Origin of the sequence: Labilibaculum sp. K2S (genome assembly GCF_030372765.1) — a bacterium.
Lineage (GTDB): Bacteria > Bacteroidota > Bacteroidia > Bacteroidales > Marinifilaceae > Labilibaculum.
Map to the genome: position 1 here is coordinate 105,470 of NZ_JAUCMW010000007.1, position 16,128 is coordinate 121,597.

Sequence of the window (16,128 nt, forward strand, 5' to 3'; positions counted from 1 at the left end):
CTAACTTAATTCCGAAAGAAAAGAGAACTACTTTAAATCCTGCTACACAATTCTAACCCTAACCTAAACCAAGCAGGATTTAAAGTATTCTCGTAGCAGAAACACATACTACTATACTAATCCGTCCCATTTCACAATTTGGTCAGAAACCTTATTGTGATATCCCTTTCGCCTTACAAATATGGATGTTTTTTTAGAGAGAAAAATCATTGGTTTTACCCAATGTACAGGGTGTAAATACTCAAAAAAAATGGGTGATTTACGCCATTTTAATTATTTGTATTATGTAATTGTTTGGTGGTGAGCAGATAGGAAAAGAAAAGCCAATCGGTATTCGATTGGCTTTACATGTAGATTATTTTTCAGAGGAAATAAGCAATCCCCGAATTTCAAGTTCTAATTTCTCCAGATCTTTACCAACCTGGGTTTTTATATTTTTAAATTTACCGGTTATATTATTCGATAAATTTTTATAGTAATCAACCCCGTTTAAAAGGTTGTCTTTGTACTTTTCAAGAGATCTAAGTTGTTTCGCTACAGGATTATGAAGCTCATCAATTTGTTCTTTTAAATAGTCGATATACAGACTCATTTCTTTTATGAACATATGAGGCCGGTCTGTTCTAACAATCAAATTCGTTCGATTGTAAATGTGATCAATCATTTCCTTCAATTTAGCTTTTTTCGAAAAATAGGCTAGATTTGGTCCCGGACAAATCGAAACTCCATCACCATCTGCTTTTGTATCGATATGATTAACCAAAAAAGCAGATGCCGATAAACCTTTACACAAACAGGTTTTTTCAAGAAGTAAACTAATTTCTTTTTCGTATTCTTTTTCCGGAAGATTTTTATCTTTTAAATCAGCCAGTTTTAACTTCTGGTATTGAATAGACGCTGTGCAAATAGGTTTTTCAGTAAACTCAGTATTGGCTAACATGTATTTTTTTGTGCATGCGCTTCCTGGCTTATTTTCTGCAAATTTCTTGAGAACATCTCTGTCTCTGGTGTTTGAAACAAGGTTGTTGTAACGAACGCCTAAAGGAGAAGCATGACTAAGCTTTAAATCCTTTTCCTGAGCTTCCTCAAGTAGGTGTAGGGTGTTTTCATCAACTTCGCAAGCTTCAGGAACTAAAAGAAACGGAGTTCCCCAGCCAATGGAATCAAGATTGTAATGGTTCATTAGAAAATCTTGCTCTTCAGCTGTTCCAACTCCACCTTGAGCGGTGATTCTTATGTCTAAATTTGATTTTGGGCAGGCTCTTTCTTTTCCTTTTAGAGCTTGAAATAAAATCTCGCTAAGAGTTACTTTTAATTCCTCTCTGTTATTCTTGAATTCTTCAAGAATTGGGCCCATTAAAAAACCATCGGTTGCAAAAGCATGACCGCCGCAGTTCAGACCGGATTCAATTCGGAACTCCGAAATCCAGATTCCTTTTTTAGCAAGGAATTTACCTTGTATTAAAGCAGAGCGGTAATCGCTGACTTTAAGAACAATTTTCTTCTTTATATAGCCGGTTTCATCCGGATAAAAGTCTTCAAATTGCTCTAAATAGCCATATAAGCGTGGGTTCATCCCGGCAGATAAAACCATGGAGCTCTCCAGGTTACTCATGGCAAATCCACGAAGAGCTGCATGTGCATCGTTATATTCTGCAGGTAATTGCTCACCTTCATAAAAGTTATCTTTGTCTAGCTTGGTCATGATGTTTACATCAATAGAACCAAGAGGTAGATTTTTTACCAACCATTCTTTCGCTTCTTTTACGTAAGAATTGCCTTCAAATTTTTCTTTAAATTCTTTTTTCACTTCTGAAAAATCAGGAAGTAAATCAAGATATTCCTCAAGATTTTCTTTCTTTTCTTGTACGGATGTTTTTAGATTCTCAAATTTCTCTTTTACGATCTTATCTATCAAATTGAGGTACGAGGTGATTCTTTCTGCACGAAAATCTTTAGTTTTCTCCGAAATTGGTAAAAATGGTAAGCTGAGTTTATTGCAATACAATTCTCTCATTTTCTCAAGTAAAATATCATCAACAATTGAAACAACTGATGATATTCCTAAATGAGCCACTTTTACAGGAGTGTCCACCGTAAATCCTGTTCCCATTACTGGGATGTGGAAACTATGTCCTAAAATTTTACTCATGTAATTATTTATTGATTTTATGATTTTGGACAAAATTTTATAGCTAAAACAAAGGTGTTCAGCTATAAAAATGCCTTGCGCAAGTTAGCCAATTTGCCAACGATATCAAAGCTATTCTACGTATTTATATGCCTTATTCAGGAAAAGTAAATAAAACATGAATAAGATAGAAAGCCTGATGAATAAAGAGAAAACGGCAGTTAAAACAGCAGATATTGTTCTTTCGAAGGAGCAAGATCAATGTTTTCTATTTCCAGCAGCTTAGCCTTATTGGATAGTCCTCCGGCATAACCGGTTAGTTTCCCATTTTTCCCGATAACCCGATGACAAGGAATTATGATAGGAATTGGGTTTTTAGAATTAGCCATTCCTATTGCTCTGCAGGCAGAAGGTTTATGAATAGCTATGGCAATATCCTGATAAGAACATGTTTTCCCATATGGAATCTTTAGAAGTTGATTCCATATTTGTTTTTGAAAAGCAGTTCCATCAGGTGAGAGTTTTACATCAAATGTGCTTCTCTCATTGGCAAAGTAGGAAATTAATTGATCGGCAACTGTCTTTAATTTATTAGAATCTTTAGTCCAATTTGGTTTTATTTCATTTGATTGATTCTCTTCAGCAAACAGAATTTGTTTTAAACCACTATCATCTGCTACAAGCAATAAATTACCCACAGGAGACGGAAGAATATCGTAGTAGATCATAGCAGTTGATTTAGAAAATAATGATGTGTTAATTCTTACCAATGTACTAATATTATAAAGAACAACAGTGAATGTTGCTTTATGTACTGTGAAAATAATTAATCTGATAATAAACCATTTATTACTACCGAAGAGCAGAAGCATCCGAATAGAGGAGGCATATATGAAATAGTACCTACATTTGATCTTTTATTTTTGCTTTCAGCGAGTATAACAGCATTTTTAGATACATCTTCTGGAGAAAAAACGACTTGTACGCCTTCGTGCACACCCAATTGGTGAAGTTTTTTACGAAGCATTCTAGCCAATTTGCAGTTATATGATTTTGAAATATCAGTAATCTGAATTTTCGTTGGATCCATTTTACCTCCTGCACCCATTGCACTCACAATTTTCAGATTGTTTTGTAAGCTATGGTAGATGAGAAAGATTTTAGGAGCTAAAGTATCTATTGCATCCAAAACGTAGTCGTACTTTTTTTCTCGCAAAACTTCAATCATTCTTTCGTCATGAAGGTATTCGTTAAGTATGTTGAGTTTTAAATTCGGATTGATATCCAAAAGACGTTCGCCCATTACTTTCGCCTTATCTTTTCCTAAGTTACTAATACTTGCCGGCAGTTGACGATTTATATTTGTAATTTCAATATCATCGCCATCAACAATGGTCATTTCTCCAACTCCGGCGCGACATATTTGTTCTGCTGCGTAAGCTCCAACACCACCTAATCCAACAACCAGAACATGTGCATTTTTTAGCTTGTTCAATTTATCATTTCCAAGAAGCAGTTCTGTTCTGCTAAGCCATTCTGTATTCATAATCTATTAAAACAGGTTGTGAAATTTGATAATAATTCTTTTTTCAGATCCTCTATTTCAAGGTTTTTTATAGTTGCTGCCTTTTTGTATAATACTTCAATATCTGTATCACTATCATCCGTTTCGAGAAATATATTTTTTGCAGGAAGCGTTTTGAAAATGTGTTGTAGATTCTCATTAATTAGTAAAGCCTTTCCAAATGAGATATAACATCCCAATTCTATTAAATCTTCGGCAATCTGTAAGTTTTTAACAAATCCATGAATAATCCACGGAAGTTTAGTATTTGTTTTTTTACGAATGTTGATTATTTCTGAATAACACTTTACACAATGAATAATTACCGGTTTATTAAATTGATTGGCTACCTGCAATTGTTTCCAAAATACTTCTTCCTGAATGGAAAGAGGAGTTTCGATCATTCGATCAAGCCCTATTTCTCCAATGGCTAAAACTGACGGGTATGAAGCCAAATTTGTCATTTCATTCAATGCTGAAGGAATGTTTGCGGACTTAATTGCCCATGGATGAATTCCTACAGAATAAGATACAGCTTGACTGTCCAACAGTTGTTCTTTTATCTGAATTGATAGGATAGAACGAACATTGGACTGAGAACTATAGTTATGCGTATGAATATTGATATAGGGTACCACCGACAAAGTCATTTTTTTGGCAAAAATACAAATATTGCTGATTGATCCAAATTTCCTGCTTTAAGCAGGCTGTCTTGACTGTATAACGTTTTAATAACTTGTGCTTTGAGTAATTGGAAGTGTGAATTTGTTTAATTTAGAATAAAAAATACACCGTAAGCCTTGCAAAAGCAGAGATTCTTCCTTAGCTTGCAAGTAATAAGAGAACGTTCTTTGGAAATAAGATAATAGCATACCGCATTAATTATCGATTGTTAAACTCAACATTTATAAGATACCGAGAAAGCTACATGCTTGCTAAAGCGGGCCCCAACCTTCGGGTTGTTTCGACACAGGGGATACTTGATCAGGCTGGCACTCAAATCCTGTCATTTAGGAGTTTAAAATCCTATTAATTAGTGCGGTTTTTTTATGCTTTTTTTTCAATGTGGGGATTGTGTAAATTTCCATCTAATCAAGTAGATATACTCAATACTCATTTAATTAGAGTGTTTTATACGCTTGAAGTTTTTCTTGTTTTATGAGGTATTTGGTACCTCCTTCATAAAAGTTTAATTCAATAACATTCCAGCAAATTAGTTTCACTAATATTCGTTCTGCCTTGTAACGACTAATCTTTGCAATTCTGCAAAATTGATTGAGACTAATCTCTTGATTACGATTAAGGTATTTCATTAGAACAGCCTCTGTTTCGGTGTATTTTAAATAGGTACCGATTGGTTTTGACTTTTGTTTCCAAACTTCAAGAAGAACTTTGTTTGCCAGAATATTTTCATCATCTCTTCGAAGGTACGCCAACCATTTTCCTTTTTCATTTTCGGCATAATGAGGCATTTTTTCGGAAGGCAGCACAGTGATTTCCAAAACATTTTTTCCGTTTATTTGCCAGACTTTACTCTCGAAAGTAATTTTAGGACGACTGTACATATCAGCCGCAGCTTTTATCATGTGGAATTCTTCTTCTACTTTTGCTCCGGCAATTTTCCCATTGTCTTTCACACCAATAAGTAATTTCCCACCATCGGTATTGGCAAAAGCAGATAATGATCTGGCAATTTTTCGGGAATCAGTAATGCAGAATTTAAAATCCTGTTGCTGATGTTCTCCTTCACGAATTAGTTTTTCTATATAGTGAACCATAGCTAAAATCCTTAAATAGGGTTCGAATCTGAGTTAGTTCTATTCAAAAATGATTTTCATTTCGCAACGCTGGCACTGAAATTCAAGCTTGTAACGGTTTTTATTATCAACAAGATACAGAGGCCGATTTGTTTTTTGTCCTGTACTCATCTCTTTGTTACACAAACCAAATTCATGACGCAAACAATGCTTTGTGGTCATGATTGTTTTCCCTTTGAAATTGGATTGTAATTCAAAACCTTTTTCGATTTTTTCGACCCCGCACTTGTGATAAAACTCTTCGGCCTTACAATTGACCACATTACCCATATAATTCAGGTTTTTTGTATGATATTTGGGATGCGATATTAGCGCTTTCGTTTGGGGTTGTTGAAATGCACTAAGTCGACTTTCAGTTAAAGAATCAAGAACCTGTCGGCGCAACTCATTAAGCACTTTGGCCTGAACAAAGGGTGCTTCGGTAAAGTTGGTTTCAATGGAATTGATCGAGTAGATTGAATCTCCTGATTTCGATAATTGATTTTTAAGATTAGTAATAGCCATTTCTGCATTGCGAGCCAATTCAAACTCGTCCTTAAGTTGAGCAGAAGCACTAATGCCGTCTTCATCTGCAGCAAATAGGGTCAGAATATTTTCTTTAAATTCCAGAAAAAGATCCACTGAAATTCTTCTAATAGAGTTGTCTTTTTTAAGAATTTTGGCAAATTCGTGATCGTTATTACGATACAAAACAGCACCTTTAACCAGCATACTCATCTCATTCGGGAAAACCTGTTTCCCCTTTACTCCATTCACCAGAATTCCTTTTAACAGCTTGTTGTGATTAAAAAAGCAAAGGCCATCACCGTTGTGAATTTCAAATTTGGTGTCAATTATAAAATGATCTTTTCGAACAGCTGCAATCTTACCAATTTCTTTTCCTAATGATTTTGGCGTATGGAAATTTGCAATTTCGGGAATTCTACCTGTAAAAAAGTAGTTTGTAAACCCCCGGTTAAAAGTTCTCTCTAAATCCGGTTCAAAGTTTGGTTTGATTGTCCCCGACGATGCTTTTCTGAATTCTTTTTTTTTTGCAAAAACATCATCTAATTCTTTTCTGTAATAGCTGGTAACATTCTTTAGGTAGGAGCTGTCTTTTAAACGCCCCTCAATTTTCAGAGAGCAAATTCCGCTTTCCACCAATTCTTTCATATGACCGGAGAGATTCAGGTCTTTTAAAGAGAGCAGGTGTTTGTCTTTCGCAATTACTTTTCCTTCTCCGTCAACCAAATCGTATTTCATACGGCAAGCCTGACTGCATTCTCCGCGATTTGCCGATCGGCCACCAATGGCATGAGAGAAATAGCACTGCCCACTAAGTGAAACACATAATGCTCCGTGAATAAAATATTCAAGCTCTACTGTGGTATTTTTGCGGATTTCTTTAATCTGATCCAGGGAAAGCTCCCGGGCAAGAATAATTCTTTTAAATCCAACTTGTTCCAAAAATTTAATCCGATCGAGATCGTAATTATGAGTTTGGGTGCTGGCATGAAGTTCGATAGGCGGAAGATTCATTTCCAGAATACCCATGTCCTGAACAATTAAAGCATCAGCGCCAAGTTTATAAAGTTGATGAATTAGCTCTTCAGCTTCTTTTAATTCATTGTCATATAGAATCGTATTCATCGTGATGAATACTTTTGCCCAGTATTTATGAGCATATTTAATCAACTCTCCAATATCTTCGAGAGTATTTCCTGCGGCGGATCGGGCACCAAATCTAGGTGCACCAATATATATAGCATCAGCTCCGTAATTAATGGCAGCCATTCCTGTTTCCAGATTTTTGGCTGGAGCTAATAGTTCAATTTGTTTCATGTGTCTGAAATTGTTTAAAGTTGTCAGCATGCTCATGTATGAGTTAATAATTATTTTCTCATGAACGTTTCATTCTTTTCAATTTTTAGCGAAGATACGAACCAATGTTGAGATCAATAGAAATTCAACTTGATTGTTTTCTTGCTCAGTAATAAATAGCAACTATAAATTCATTTATACTTATCTCTAATATTTCTTTTTTTAGAAATCAGAATCTTATTTATATCTTGATTAAATAAAAATAACGAAAAAGAAGATGAATAAAAATACATTATTAACTCCTCTTACGATTGGTAAAATCGAATTGGGAAATAGAATGGTGATGGCTCCAATGACCAGAAACAGAGCCGGAGAAGGAAATGTTCCGAGCAAATTAATGGCAGAGTATTATCAACAAAGATCAGGAGCAGGATTGATTATCACAGAGGCCAGTCAAATCTCACCTCAGGGAGTGGGTTATCCGGCAACGCCTGGAATTTATAGTAAAGAACAGGTGGACGGTTGGAAACAAATTACAAAAGCTGTTCACGATAAAGGCGGGAAGATATTTATTCAACTTTGGCATGTTGGGCGGATTTCGCATCCCGATTTTCACAATGGAGAATTGCCAGTATCACCTTCCGCTATTCGTCCGGCAGGACAAGCATTTACTTATGAGGGATTAAAGGATTTTGTGACTCCCAGAGCTTTGGAAACAGATGAGATCGAATCTATTGTTGAGGATTTTAAAAATGCCTCAAAAAATGCGAAGGATGCAGGTTTTGACGGGATTGAAATTCATGCGGCAAATGGTTATTTAATCGATCAGTTTTTAGAAGATAAAACAAATCACCGAACCGATAAATATGGTGGAACAGTAGAGAACCGAGCTCGCTTTCTGTTTGAAGTTTTAGATGCAACACTGCAGGTTTGGGATTCTTCATCGGTAGGTATTCGTCTTTCTCCCAGTGGTTTATTTAATGATATGGGAGATTCGAATCCAACATCAATCTTTAATTATGTGATTGATAAATTGAATGTATATGATCTTTCTTATTTGCATTTGATTGAATCTTTGATGCCTCTTGATGATCATCCGCAATTGATTAAAGATGTAGCCGGTTATTACAGGAAACAGTACAAGGGCATTCGAATGGTGAATGGAGGATTTACGAAAGAGACAGGTCATGAAGCAATTGCTTCGAAAAAAGCAGAATTGGTTTCTTTTGGAGTACCCTATTTAGCCAATCCTGATTTAGAAAAACGATTTGAACAAGGTGCTGAATTGAATGCAGCTAATAAAGAAACTTTTTACGGGGGTAACGAAGTTGGATATACAGATTATCCGGCTCTGGCATTGATCTAACATTAAAAGCTCCGAATGAAAATTCGGAGCTTTTTTTTAGAATTGATTGAAGGCTTTTTCGAAAATGCTGACTAATTCTTCGATTGGCTCAGTGCCGACTGATATGCGCACCAATTCCCAATTTATTTCCTTTTCAGTAAGTAGTTTTCGTCCTTCTCCGGTTTTAATTAAATCGTAATGAGCCAAGTAAAAATAAGGCATTACCAATGTGAATTCTGTGCCAAGACTTGGACCTTTCGGAAGTTCCAGAGCATCATAGAACTTTTCAATTGAACCATCAAATTCAATAGAAATTAAACCGGCATAGTTGTTTTTTTCTTTCTCAATTTTAGAATAGTTAGCCTTGTTTTTTTTATTGTGCGACCAATTTACCGTCTTTACGATGGGATGGGATTCGAAAAAACGAGCCAATTCGAATACATTTTTTCGAATCGATTTAACTCTCGATTCCATACCCGAAATTTGAAATGCAATTCTTTCCAAATCTCTTCTGTATAATTCTTGTTGATAAGGTTTTAAATCAACAAAGTTGTTTTTTATCCAATTCGAATTGGGATTTGATACAACACAACCAGCCATAACATCAGCCATTCCCGATGCAAATTTTGTGAGGCTTTCCACAGCAAAATCGCAGTAAGGCAGATAATTCATATTCACGCATGTCCCAATGGTTCCATCCACAATTAATGGGATATCGAGTTTACTTAGATGCGAATATAGAAAAGGTAAATTAGGAGTATGAAGAAAAGGATTGGTTGGGATTTCGGTAAATACTGCTGCAATTTCTTCTTTGTTAGCTTCAATAACCAATAGTAATTCTTTCTCATCATAAACAGAGATTACCTCAAAATAAGATTCACTGTACTTTCTTAAAATATCTATGGTATCGGTATATAACCAGCCATATTGAATGAAAATAGCGGACTTTTTCAGCTTTTGAATTTGATTAATGCCCTCAAAAAGAGAATATATCGCATTCATTCCACTCGAAAAGAGTTCAATGTTTTGATTCTTATCAAGTAGGAACTGCTTTTGGAGTTCTTGCTTAATGTGCTGTTCCGGATTATTAGAAAATATTTCCTCCTGTTGCGGATTGCTTATGAGCTTTAACTTGAGTAGGAAATCCTCTAATTGTCTTGAAAAAACTTTGTGCCCGGTATGTTGAACAAAGTCACATGCTTTTTTAAGAGTCGGATATTTTGAATCAACAGAAATAGCGAAGATTCCGTTTAATTCATATTTTTTGAAATCAGGTTCAAAAAAATGGCTCACAAGTTGGCAGGAAGATTTTGAAGGAAACAGGAAAACATGTTTCTCTTCGTTAATTGAAAAATGAGCCTTAAAATATTCAATAACCTTTGTTTCGTAAGGATGACAGAAAAAGCGGGGATAGCCTGTTTCCATGCAATTTCGCCAGTTATTCTGATTTTCTTCATAGGAATACACATCCTGAATGCTAGGAAGACTAACAGAAATTGCGTGAACATTGTTCGGTGGAATCGATTTTCCGCAAGCTATGTTTCGGTATGGGTTTTTGGTCATATTTTTTCAGAAAGAATTAGTTAAGCGCATTTTCTAAATCTTCAAGCAGATCGTTGATGTGTTCCAAACCAATGGATAACCGAACTGTGGATGGGAAGATCCCAATCGCCTGCAGATCTTCATTAGAAAAGGACGCGTGACTAATTTTAGCCGGAATTTCAATGCGGGAATCTGAAGTTCCGAAGGATGCTTTTTCTCCAAACCAACGAGTGGAAGCGACCAATTTTTCAGCCGTTTCAACATCCTGCATGTGAACAGTAAGTACACCGGGGAAAATTTTCATTTGAGATTTTGCCAATTCATGTTGTGGATGATTCTTGGATCCTGGATAGACTAGTTTTTTTACTCTTGAATGTTTCTCCAAATATTCAGCAACCTGAATTGCACTTTGTTCATGATGCTTTAGCCTCAAGGGGAGAGTTGGAATTCCCAAAGAGATTAAAAATACGTCAAAGGGATTTTGTGAACGACCTTCAGCATTGGCAAAATAGGCCACCTTTTCGCCATCTTCTTCCGATTTAGAGACCAATGCACCAGCTACAGTACTTCCGTGTCCTGAAATGTATTTTGTAGCGCTAAAAATAGAAAAATCAGCTCCCAGGTCAAGCGGTTTCTGGGAAGCAAATGTTGCGAGACTGTTATCAACGGCGAATTTGCTCCCGTTGCTTTGGGCAAGCCTTGCCAATTCTCTTAAGTCAATAATTTTCATTCCCGGATTGGTGGGTGATTCGCAAAGAACCAAATCAAAATTTTCAGTTTCCAATAAGTTTTTAATTACCAAAAGATCAGTAAAATCAGCAAAAAAAACTTCTACATTGTATTTGTCTTTATACACTTGTAAAAGGCGGTATGTACCACCATAACAGTCTTTTTCCACCAAAATTTTACTATTTGCTCTCAACACAGTTTCGAAAAGCAAGGCAATTGCTCCAATTCCAGTGTGAGTGCACGAACAAGATGCTCCATTTTCGGCTTTAGCAAAAACTGTTTCCAAAGCATCTCTGGTTGGATTATCGGAGCGGGTATAATCGTATATTTTAGATCCTGATTGTTTTTTCAGATCAAAGGTAGCTGTTTGATAAATGGGCAGGTGCGACGCTCCGTATGGATCGTATACGCCACCTTCCTCAGCCAAATGAGCAAGTAAAGTTTCGATATGCATTCGCAAAAAATTGATTAAATAATTATCAGCTTTTTATTCAAATTAACTTGCTCGTTTTACTGTGGTTATAGCAGAAAATTTAAAAGCTGATTACAAATTTAACTTTTCGGATGAAGAATTGCGTCTGAAAATAAAAAAAAGATGTGTTGGTCTTTAATTTTGATAAGAGATGAAAAAAGAGCCTTTAAGACTCTTCTATTTTATTCTGTAATTTCTATCGAATATGCAGCACTCAATGTTTTACCCGAATCAAGAGATTGAATGATTTCTTTTTCCGAAAATTCCCGGCTTGAATCATAGCTGTCGGCGATTCCAATCCAAGGTTCTATGCAAACATAAGGTGCATTTGGTTTTGCCCAAAGTCCAAGATACGGGAAATCATCAAGACTGACTTTTAACGAGAAATTAGAATTCTTACTTTTTAATTGTACGAATGAGGATTTTAGATTCTTAAAAATAAGAGCATCCTTTGCGAAAAGATCTGGTGCAAGTTCAATTCGATCATTTTCATCTAAAATCAATTTTCCTTCCTGGCCAATAAGTCCATTGTCGATAATCATCCAGGTGTGCAGTTTCTTTTTGCTCAAATTCCAGATAATAATCTGAGTACTTTTCACCTTCCTTTAACGGACATGCAAAAGCCGGGTGTCCACCCAGACAGAAAAGCATATCCTTCGGGCTAGTGTTTACAACATCATGTTTTACATGTAATTTCTTACCATCCAATATATAATGAATGTAGAATTCAAATTCGAATGGGTAGATTTTACGTGTGTTTTCGTTTGATTTTAATACAAAACAAAGCTCATTATCTGATTTGCTGTGTAATTGAATATCTTTATTGTTGCGAATGAATCCATGTTTGGACATTGGATACTCTTTGCCTTCATGAATGAATCCATCCTCTTTTAGGCAACCAATAACCGGGAATAGGTTAGGAGCATGGCTTCCCCAAATTTCAGGATCGGCTTGCCATAGATATTCCTGATTTGTAGGAATAGATTTGATGCTGCAAAGTTCAGCTCCCTTTTCAATTACTTCAATTTTAAAGAATTCGTTTTGTATGCAGTATTTCATTTAGCTATTCTGTTTTGTACGTTTATAATATTAAAAAAGGATTTCGAAACCGAAATCCTTTGATATTATTGGATTGTATTATATCATTTCAATGTCTTCTTTTTTCAGCCAACCTTCATTGCCATCGCTAAGCAGAATGTTTCGCCAATCCTGAAGCTCTCCAATTACTTTAACTTTTGTACCTTCGTGCAGTAAGAACAATTCAGTGCCGCTTTTATCCGGAGAACCTTTAATAGTAACACTAGGACTAACAATAATTGCATGCTCACGAATATTGATTTCATCCGTTTTTTTCGAAGCAAAAGAATAAGTCATTATTGAAATGCCAAAGGCAAAAAATGCCAGAAAGAAACCTAGTTTTTTAAGCCCTGACTTATTGCTGTACAGATAAAAACAGGCAAAAGTAAGCATCAATAAGAAAAACAGAATTGAGAAGTAGGACCAAATATTGGCCGAAAAACTATTTCTAATTCCAGAAAACCATCTTTTTATAAATATTTCAGGCAAAACTTCAAACTTATCTAAAACGTGTTTACGCGCTAAGTCCAAATTGTACTGAATATCCTTGTCGTTAGGAGAGAATAATAAAGCTCGCTCATAGTTTAAAATGGAAGAAGAGATTTCTCCTGTTTTATAGTAAGCATTCCCCAGATTAAAATAAATTTCGGGAGCTTCTAAATGGGTATCCAACACAAATTCATAGGCTTGAATTGCTTTCTCATATTCTCCGTTTTTATACATCTCATTGGCCTCAGAAATAGGGTTGACTTGAGCCCAAACCTGAGTGCTTAGAAATAGGGCGAGTATAAATTGTAATGCTTTTTTCATCTGTTTATAATTTTTATGCAATTGTCAGATGGAACTTACCTTGATTAAATAATCATGCTCATGTATGAATTAATAATTATTTAATCATAGACGTTTCAAGTCTGATTTGATATTACACAACCAACTAATCTATTTGATATTTTTCTCCAATTTGGTGATTGTATCCATGCTTTTTTGATACAGTTCATCCATTTCCGAAGAACCGGCCGATGGAGAGTACCTAGCAAATTCGCAGGTGTCCAGTATGCTTAAAAATTCATCCTTAAGTTCTGGATCAACTCCTTTACTCAGCAAAATTTCACTAATATTTTCTTTATTCAGATTCTCCAATGGTAAATTCAGCTTATCAGAAGTATATCCCCAAATTGCTTTTAGAATTTCATCGTAAAATTGATCCTTCTGTTTTGCTTTTAGACTTGCCGAAGCCATTTTTAATCTTTTCATAGCAACTCGGTTCGCACGTTTGTTTTTTAATTTAGCGGTGTCGGCATTTTCTTTTATTCGTTTTCTGTTGAATACAAATGCTAAAACAAACAGCAAGAAAGGAATGATATACGCCAAATAGAAATTTGTGGTTCCAAAGAAAACCTCACCTTTTAATTGAGGGCTGAAATCGTTGGTTTTAATATAGCGGATATCTTTTCCCAGAAATTTCACTTTTTCTTTAGAGAAGGAGCTAATGATAGTCCCCGAATTATCTCCTTCGCCTTTAGCAACTTTAATGGTAAATTTTTTGGTGGAACGAGTTCTGAATATTTTTGCTTTTGGATCGAAGAAGCTAAAATCAACCGATGGAATTTCATATTCTCCACCATGACGTGGAATAATTAAATATTCAAATGTGGTTGAACCACTCATTCCTGCTTCTGAGCTTTTTAAATTCTGCGACGTTTTTGGGTCGTAAACTTCAAAATCGGCAGGAAAGTTAAATTCCAAAGGTTTAATCAACTTCAAGTTTCCGTTACCTTCAACTTTTACCCGCATGGTAATCGCATCATTTGCTTTAACTGAATCTTTATCGATAGTTGTAGTCAAAGTGAAATTTCCAACGGCACCTTCAAAACTTGCTGGTTTATTCGATGGAAAGTCCTTCACCTGAATTTTTATAGGCTTGCTTTTACGGGGCACTCTAATGTCTTGATAATTATCAAAGAAATCATCAAAGAAACCACTTCGTTTGTTTGCCTGGTGCTGACGGATAATAACCTCTAATTCAAAAGGTTCAATTGTAATTTCGCCTGTGTGTTGTGGGAAAAGAATTAATTTCCGAATGATTCCGGTATTGTAAATCGTGCCATTGATGTTTTCTCTTTCTAAAGAAATTTGTCCGGGGGTTGGTACTTCCTGACTTAAAAATCCGTCAAACGAAGGGAACTTTGAATCGCCAAATCCAGCAATGGTAAGTCGTGTGTAAACTTTAATGGTTGCAACAACGTGCTCACCCATATAAACATTATTCCGATCTAATTTTACCTTAACAAATAAATTGTCCTCTGTGATTTTTTGACCTGATGCAGAGTTTTGTGATTCTTTTGAATCACTATCCTGCCGTGTTTTATTCACCTTAACTACTTCAATAGTAAGTGAATTTGATGTTTTTTTCTCACCATCAACAGTAATTGCTGCGGGTTTGATCTCAAATTTACCTTCCTTTTCAGCTAAAAGAACATAAGTGTACGAGTAGGAAGAGTTAGAAGTAACTTTTCCATTAATTATTTGCGTACTCATACTGCTTGAAGTAGAAGGCCCCATGAGAACCCGAAACCCGTCAAGAGTAGGAATTTGAATGTTTTTACCCTTGTTGTTAACGGAATAGGTTAAACGAAATTGTTCGCCAAGTTCCACCACATTGGGTGCCGAAGCAGTAAATTTAATTTCATCGGCAAATACCGATGTTGTAATTAAAATGACTGTTACTAATGAGAGAAGTATTTTCTTCATCTGTATCATATTGTGTTTCAGATGTTATAAATTCAATTAAATAATCTGTTAATAGATTCGCAAATTTACTGATTAATCGAGTAGGAATGACCAATTTGGGAAGATCAATTACCAATCCTTTTTGATTTTCGTTCTTTTTGCTTTTTGAGCTGCTGCTTTTGCTTTCTGAACCTTTTCCTGAACCTTTTTTTCATCATTTTCAAGAGCTTCTAACAAGCGGTTGGCATCCTGTTCTGATATCTTATTTTGCTGCTCCTCAGGATCACCTTTCTTTTTATCCTGATCTTCAGGTTTATTTTTTTGATCTTTGCCCTTGTCTTTTTTATCCTGATCCTTCTTGTCCTGATCCTTGTTTTGATCTTTTTTGTCTTGATCCTTATTCTGGTCTTTTTTATCCTGATTCTTGTTTTGGTCTTTATTTTGATCCTGATTCTTTTTCTTTTCTTCCTCTTTCTGTTTCATTTTTTTTGCATATTCCAAATTGTATTTGGTTTCTTTCGAATTTGGAAAGTTACGAAGGGATTCTTTGTAAGCCTCAATACTTTCATCAATTTTCCGGTTCATCAGAAGAGTATTTCCAATGTTGTGGTAAATTTCCCCGAGTTTTTTAGGATCCTTTTCAGTGGCCGTTAGCACCTGGTATTGCTTTAATGCTTCATCATACTTCTTTTGCTTGTACAAGGCATCTCCCAAATTAAAGCCGGCTTCGTACGAATTGATTTTTTTATCAAGTGCTTTTCGATATTCTACTTCCGAGTTTTCATATTCATTCCCCTCAAACAGTCCATTGCCCTTGCGGATAAATTTTCGCTCTTTTTGCGCCAATACATCCAAACTAAAGAGGCAAAGCAGACCGATAAATAATGCTATATATTTGTTCATAATAATCAGAATTGAGTT

Annotated in this window: 14 protein-coding genes; 1 reads left to right on the top strand and 13 read right to left on the bottom strand. The window is 35.5% G+C overall.

Translation table 11 applies throughout. From position 1 onward, the window contains the following. Positions 1-355: 355 nt before the first annotated feature. The 6 genes from QUH73_RS10435 to QUH73_RS10460 form a co-directional block, all read right to left on the bottom strand. A complete protein-coding gene (locus QUH73_RS10435; RefSeq protein ID WP_289530382.1) occupies positions 356-2,152 on the bottom strand; it encodes a hypothetical protein in 1,797 nt (598 codons plus the stop codon). Between the two features lie 200 nt (positions 2,153-2,352). Continuing rightward, positions 2,353-2,859, bottom strand: a complete 507-nt coding sequence (locus QUH73_RS10440; RefSeq protein ID WP_289530383.1) for a methylated-DNA--[protein]-cysteine S-methyltransferase — start codon at positions 2,857-2,859, stop codon at positions 2,353-2,355. A gap of 98 nt (positions 2,860-2,957) precedes the next feature. Beyond that, complete coding sequence (locus tag QUH73_RS10445) at positions 2,958-3,677, bottom strand: tRNA threonylcarbamoyladenosine dehydratase (protein WP_289530384.1); 720 nt, start codon at positions 3,675-3,677, stop codon at positions 2,958-2,960. Beyond that, entirely contained in the window at positions 3,674-4,345 is a 672-nt protein-coding gene (locus QUH73_RS10450; RefSeq protein WP_289530385.1) for a TatD family hydrolase, read from the bottom strand. Before QUH73_RS10450 ends, QUH73_RS10445 begins: the two co-directional genes overlap by 4 nt. A 471-nt stretch (positions 4,346-4,816) precedes the next feature. Continuing rightward, positions 4,817-5,473: an AlbA family DNA-binding domain-containing protein gene (locus QUH73_RS10455; protein ID WP_289530386.1), complete on the bottom strand. Its 657-nt coding sequence runs from the start codon at positions 5,471-5,473 to the stop codon at positions 4,817-4,819. Positions 5,474-5,512: 39 nt separating this feature from the next. After that, complete coding sequence (locus QUH73_RS10460) at positions 5,513-7,333, bottom strand: peptidase U32 family protein (RefSeq protein WP_289530387.1); 1,821 nt, start codon at positions 7,331-7,333, stop codon at positions 5,513-5,515. Positions 7,334-7,589: 256 nt separating this feature from the next. Here QUH73_RS10460 and QUH73_RS10465 point away from each other — a divergent pair, with 256 nt between their 5' ends. Continuing rightward, positions 7,590-8,678, top strand: a complete 1,089-nt coding sequence (locus tag QUH73_RS10465; protein WP_289530388.1) for an alkene reductase — start codon at positions 7,590-7,592, stop codon at positions 8,676-8,678. Between the two features lie 36 nt (positions 8,679-8,714). On the opposite strand, the gene QUH73_RS10470 is transcribed toward QUH73_RS10465, so the two are convergent. The 7 genes from QUH73_RS10470 to QUH73_RS10500 all read right to left on the bottom strand — a co-directional run bounded on the left by QUH73_RS10470 (position 8,715) and on the right by QUH73_RS10500 (position 16,110). After that, on the bottom strand, positions 8,715-10,220 hold the full coding sequence (locus tag QUH73_RS10470) for a PLP-dependent transferase (protein ID WP_289530389.1): 1,506 nt from the start codon (positions 10,218-10,220) through the stop codon (positions 8,715-8,717). A 16-nt stretch (positions 10,221-10,236) separates the two neighbouring features. Then, positions 10,237-11,382 carry a trans-sulfuration enzyme family protein gene (locus QUH73_RS10475; RefSeq protein WP_289530390.1) on the bottom strand — a complete coding sequence of 382 codons (1,146 nt, stop codon included), beginning with the start codon at positions 11,380-11,382 and terminating at the stop codon, positions 10,237-10,239. A 200-nt stretch (positions 11,383-11,582) separates the two neighbouring features. Further along, positions 11,583-11,942: a hypothetical protein gene (locus tag QUH73_RS10480; RefSeq protein WP_289530391.1), complete on the bottom strand. Its 360-nt coding sequence runs from the start codon at positions 11,940-11,942 to the stop codon at positions 11,583-11,585. Further along, positions 11,890-12,459, bottom strand: coding sequence for an aldose epimerase family protein (locus QUH73_RS10485; RefSeq protein ID WP_289530392.1), 570 nt, complete (start codon positions 12,457-12,459; stop codon positions 11,890-11,892). The genes QUH73_RS10480 and QUH73_RS10485 overlap by 53 nt, the downstream gene beginning before the upstream one ends. Before the next feature lie 78 nt (positions 12,460-12,537). Further along, positions 12,538-13,287, bottom strand: coding sequence for a tetratricopeptide repeat protein (locus tag QUH73_RS10490; protein ID WP_289530393.1), 750 nt, complete (start codon positions 13,285-13,287; stop codon positions 12,538-12,540). A gap of 129 nt (positions 13,288-13,416) precedes the next feature. Further along, a complete protein-coding gene (locus tag QUH73_RS10495; RefSeq protein ID WP_289530394.1) occupies positions 13,417-15,228 on the bottom strand; it encodes a BatD family protein in 1,812 nt (603 codons plus the stop codon). Between the two features lie 108 nt (positions 15,229-15,336). Continuing rightward, positions 15,337-16,110 carry a tetratricopeptide repeat protein gene (locus tag QUH73_RS10500; protein ID WP_289530395.1) on the bottom strand — a complete coding sequence of 258 codons (774 nt, stop codon included), beginning with the start codon at positions 16,108-16,110 and terminating at the stop codon, positions 15,337-15,339. Positions 16,111-16,128 lie beyond the last annotated feature (18 nt).

What these genes read in the sequence shown, in the direction of transcription:
- QUH73_RS10485 (WP_289530392.1), bottom strand. Translation starts at nt 12,459, where the DNA reads ATGAAATACTGCATACAAAACGAATTCTTTAAAATTGAAGTAATTGAA.
- QUH73_RS10455 (WP_289530386.1), bottom strand. Translation starts at nt 5,473, where the DNA reads ATGGTTCACTATATAGAAAAACTAATTCGTGAAGGAGAACATCAGCAA.
- QUH73_RS10500 (WP_289530395.1), bottom strand. Translation starts at nt 16,110, where the DNA reads ATGAACAAATATATAGCATTATTTATCGGTCTGCTTTGCCTCTTTAGT.
- QUH73_RS10490 (WP_289530393.1), bottom strand. Translation starts at nt 13,287, where the DNA reads ATGAAAAAAGCATTACAATTTATACTCGCCCTATTTCTAAGCACTCAG.
- QUH73_RS10440 (WP_289530383.1), bottom strand. Translation starts at nt 2,859, where the DNA reads ATGATCTACTACGATATTCTTCCGTCTCCTGTGGGTAATTTATTGCTT.
- QUH73_RS10445 (WP_289530384.1), bottom strand. Translation starts at nt 3,677, where the DNA reads ATGAATACAGAATGGCTTAGCAGAACAGAACTGCTTCTTGGAAATGAT.
- QUH73_RS10470 (WP_289530389.1), bottom strand. Translation starts at nt 10,220, where the DNA reads ATGACCAAAAACCCATACCGAAACATAGCTTGCGGAAAATCGATTCCA.
- QUH73_RS10480 (WP_289530391.1), bottom strand. Translation starts at nt 11,942, where the DNA reads ATGATTATCGACAATGGACTTATTGGCCAGGAAGGAAAATTGATTTTA.
- QUH73_RS10460 (WP_289530387.1), bottom strand. Translation starts at nt 7,333, where the DNA reads ATGAAACAAATTGAACTATTAGCTCCAGCCAAAAATCTGGAAACAGGA.
- QUH73_RS10435 (WP_289530382.1), bottom strand. Translation starts at nt 2,152, where the DNA reads ATGAGTAAAATTTTAGGACATAGTTTCCACATCCCAGTAATGGGAACA.
- QUH73_RS10475 (WP_289530390.1), bottom strand. Translation starts at nt 11,382, where the DNA reads ATGCATATCGAAACTTTACTTGCTCATTTGGCTGAGGAAGGTGGCGTA.
- QUH73_RS10465 (WP_289530388.1), top strand. Translation starts at nt 7,590, where the DNA reads ATGAATAAAAATACATTATTAACTCCTCTTACGATTGGTAAAATCGAA.
- QUH73_RS10450 (WP_289530385.1), bottom strand. Translation starts at nt 4,345, where the DNA reads ATGACTTTGTCGGTGGTACCCTATATCAATATTCATACGCATAACTAT.
- QUH73_RS10495 (WP_289530394.1), bottom strand. Translation starts at nt 15,228, where the DNA reads ATGAAGAAAATACTTCTCTCATTAGTAACAGTCATTTTAATTACAACA.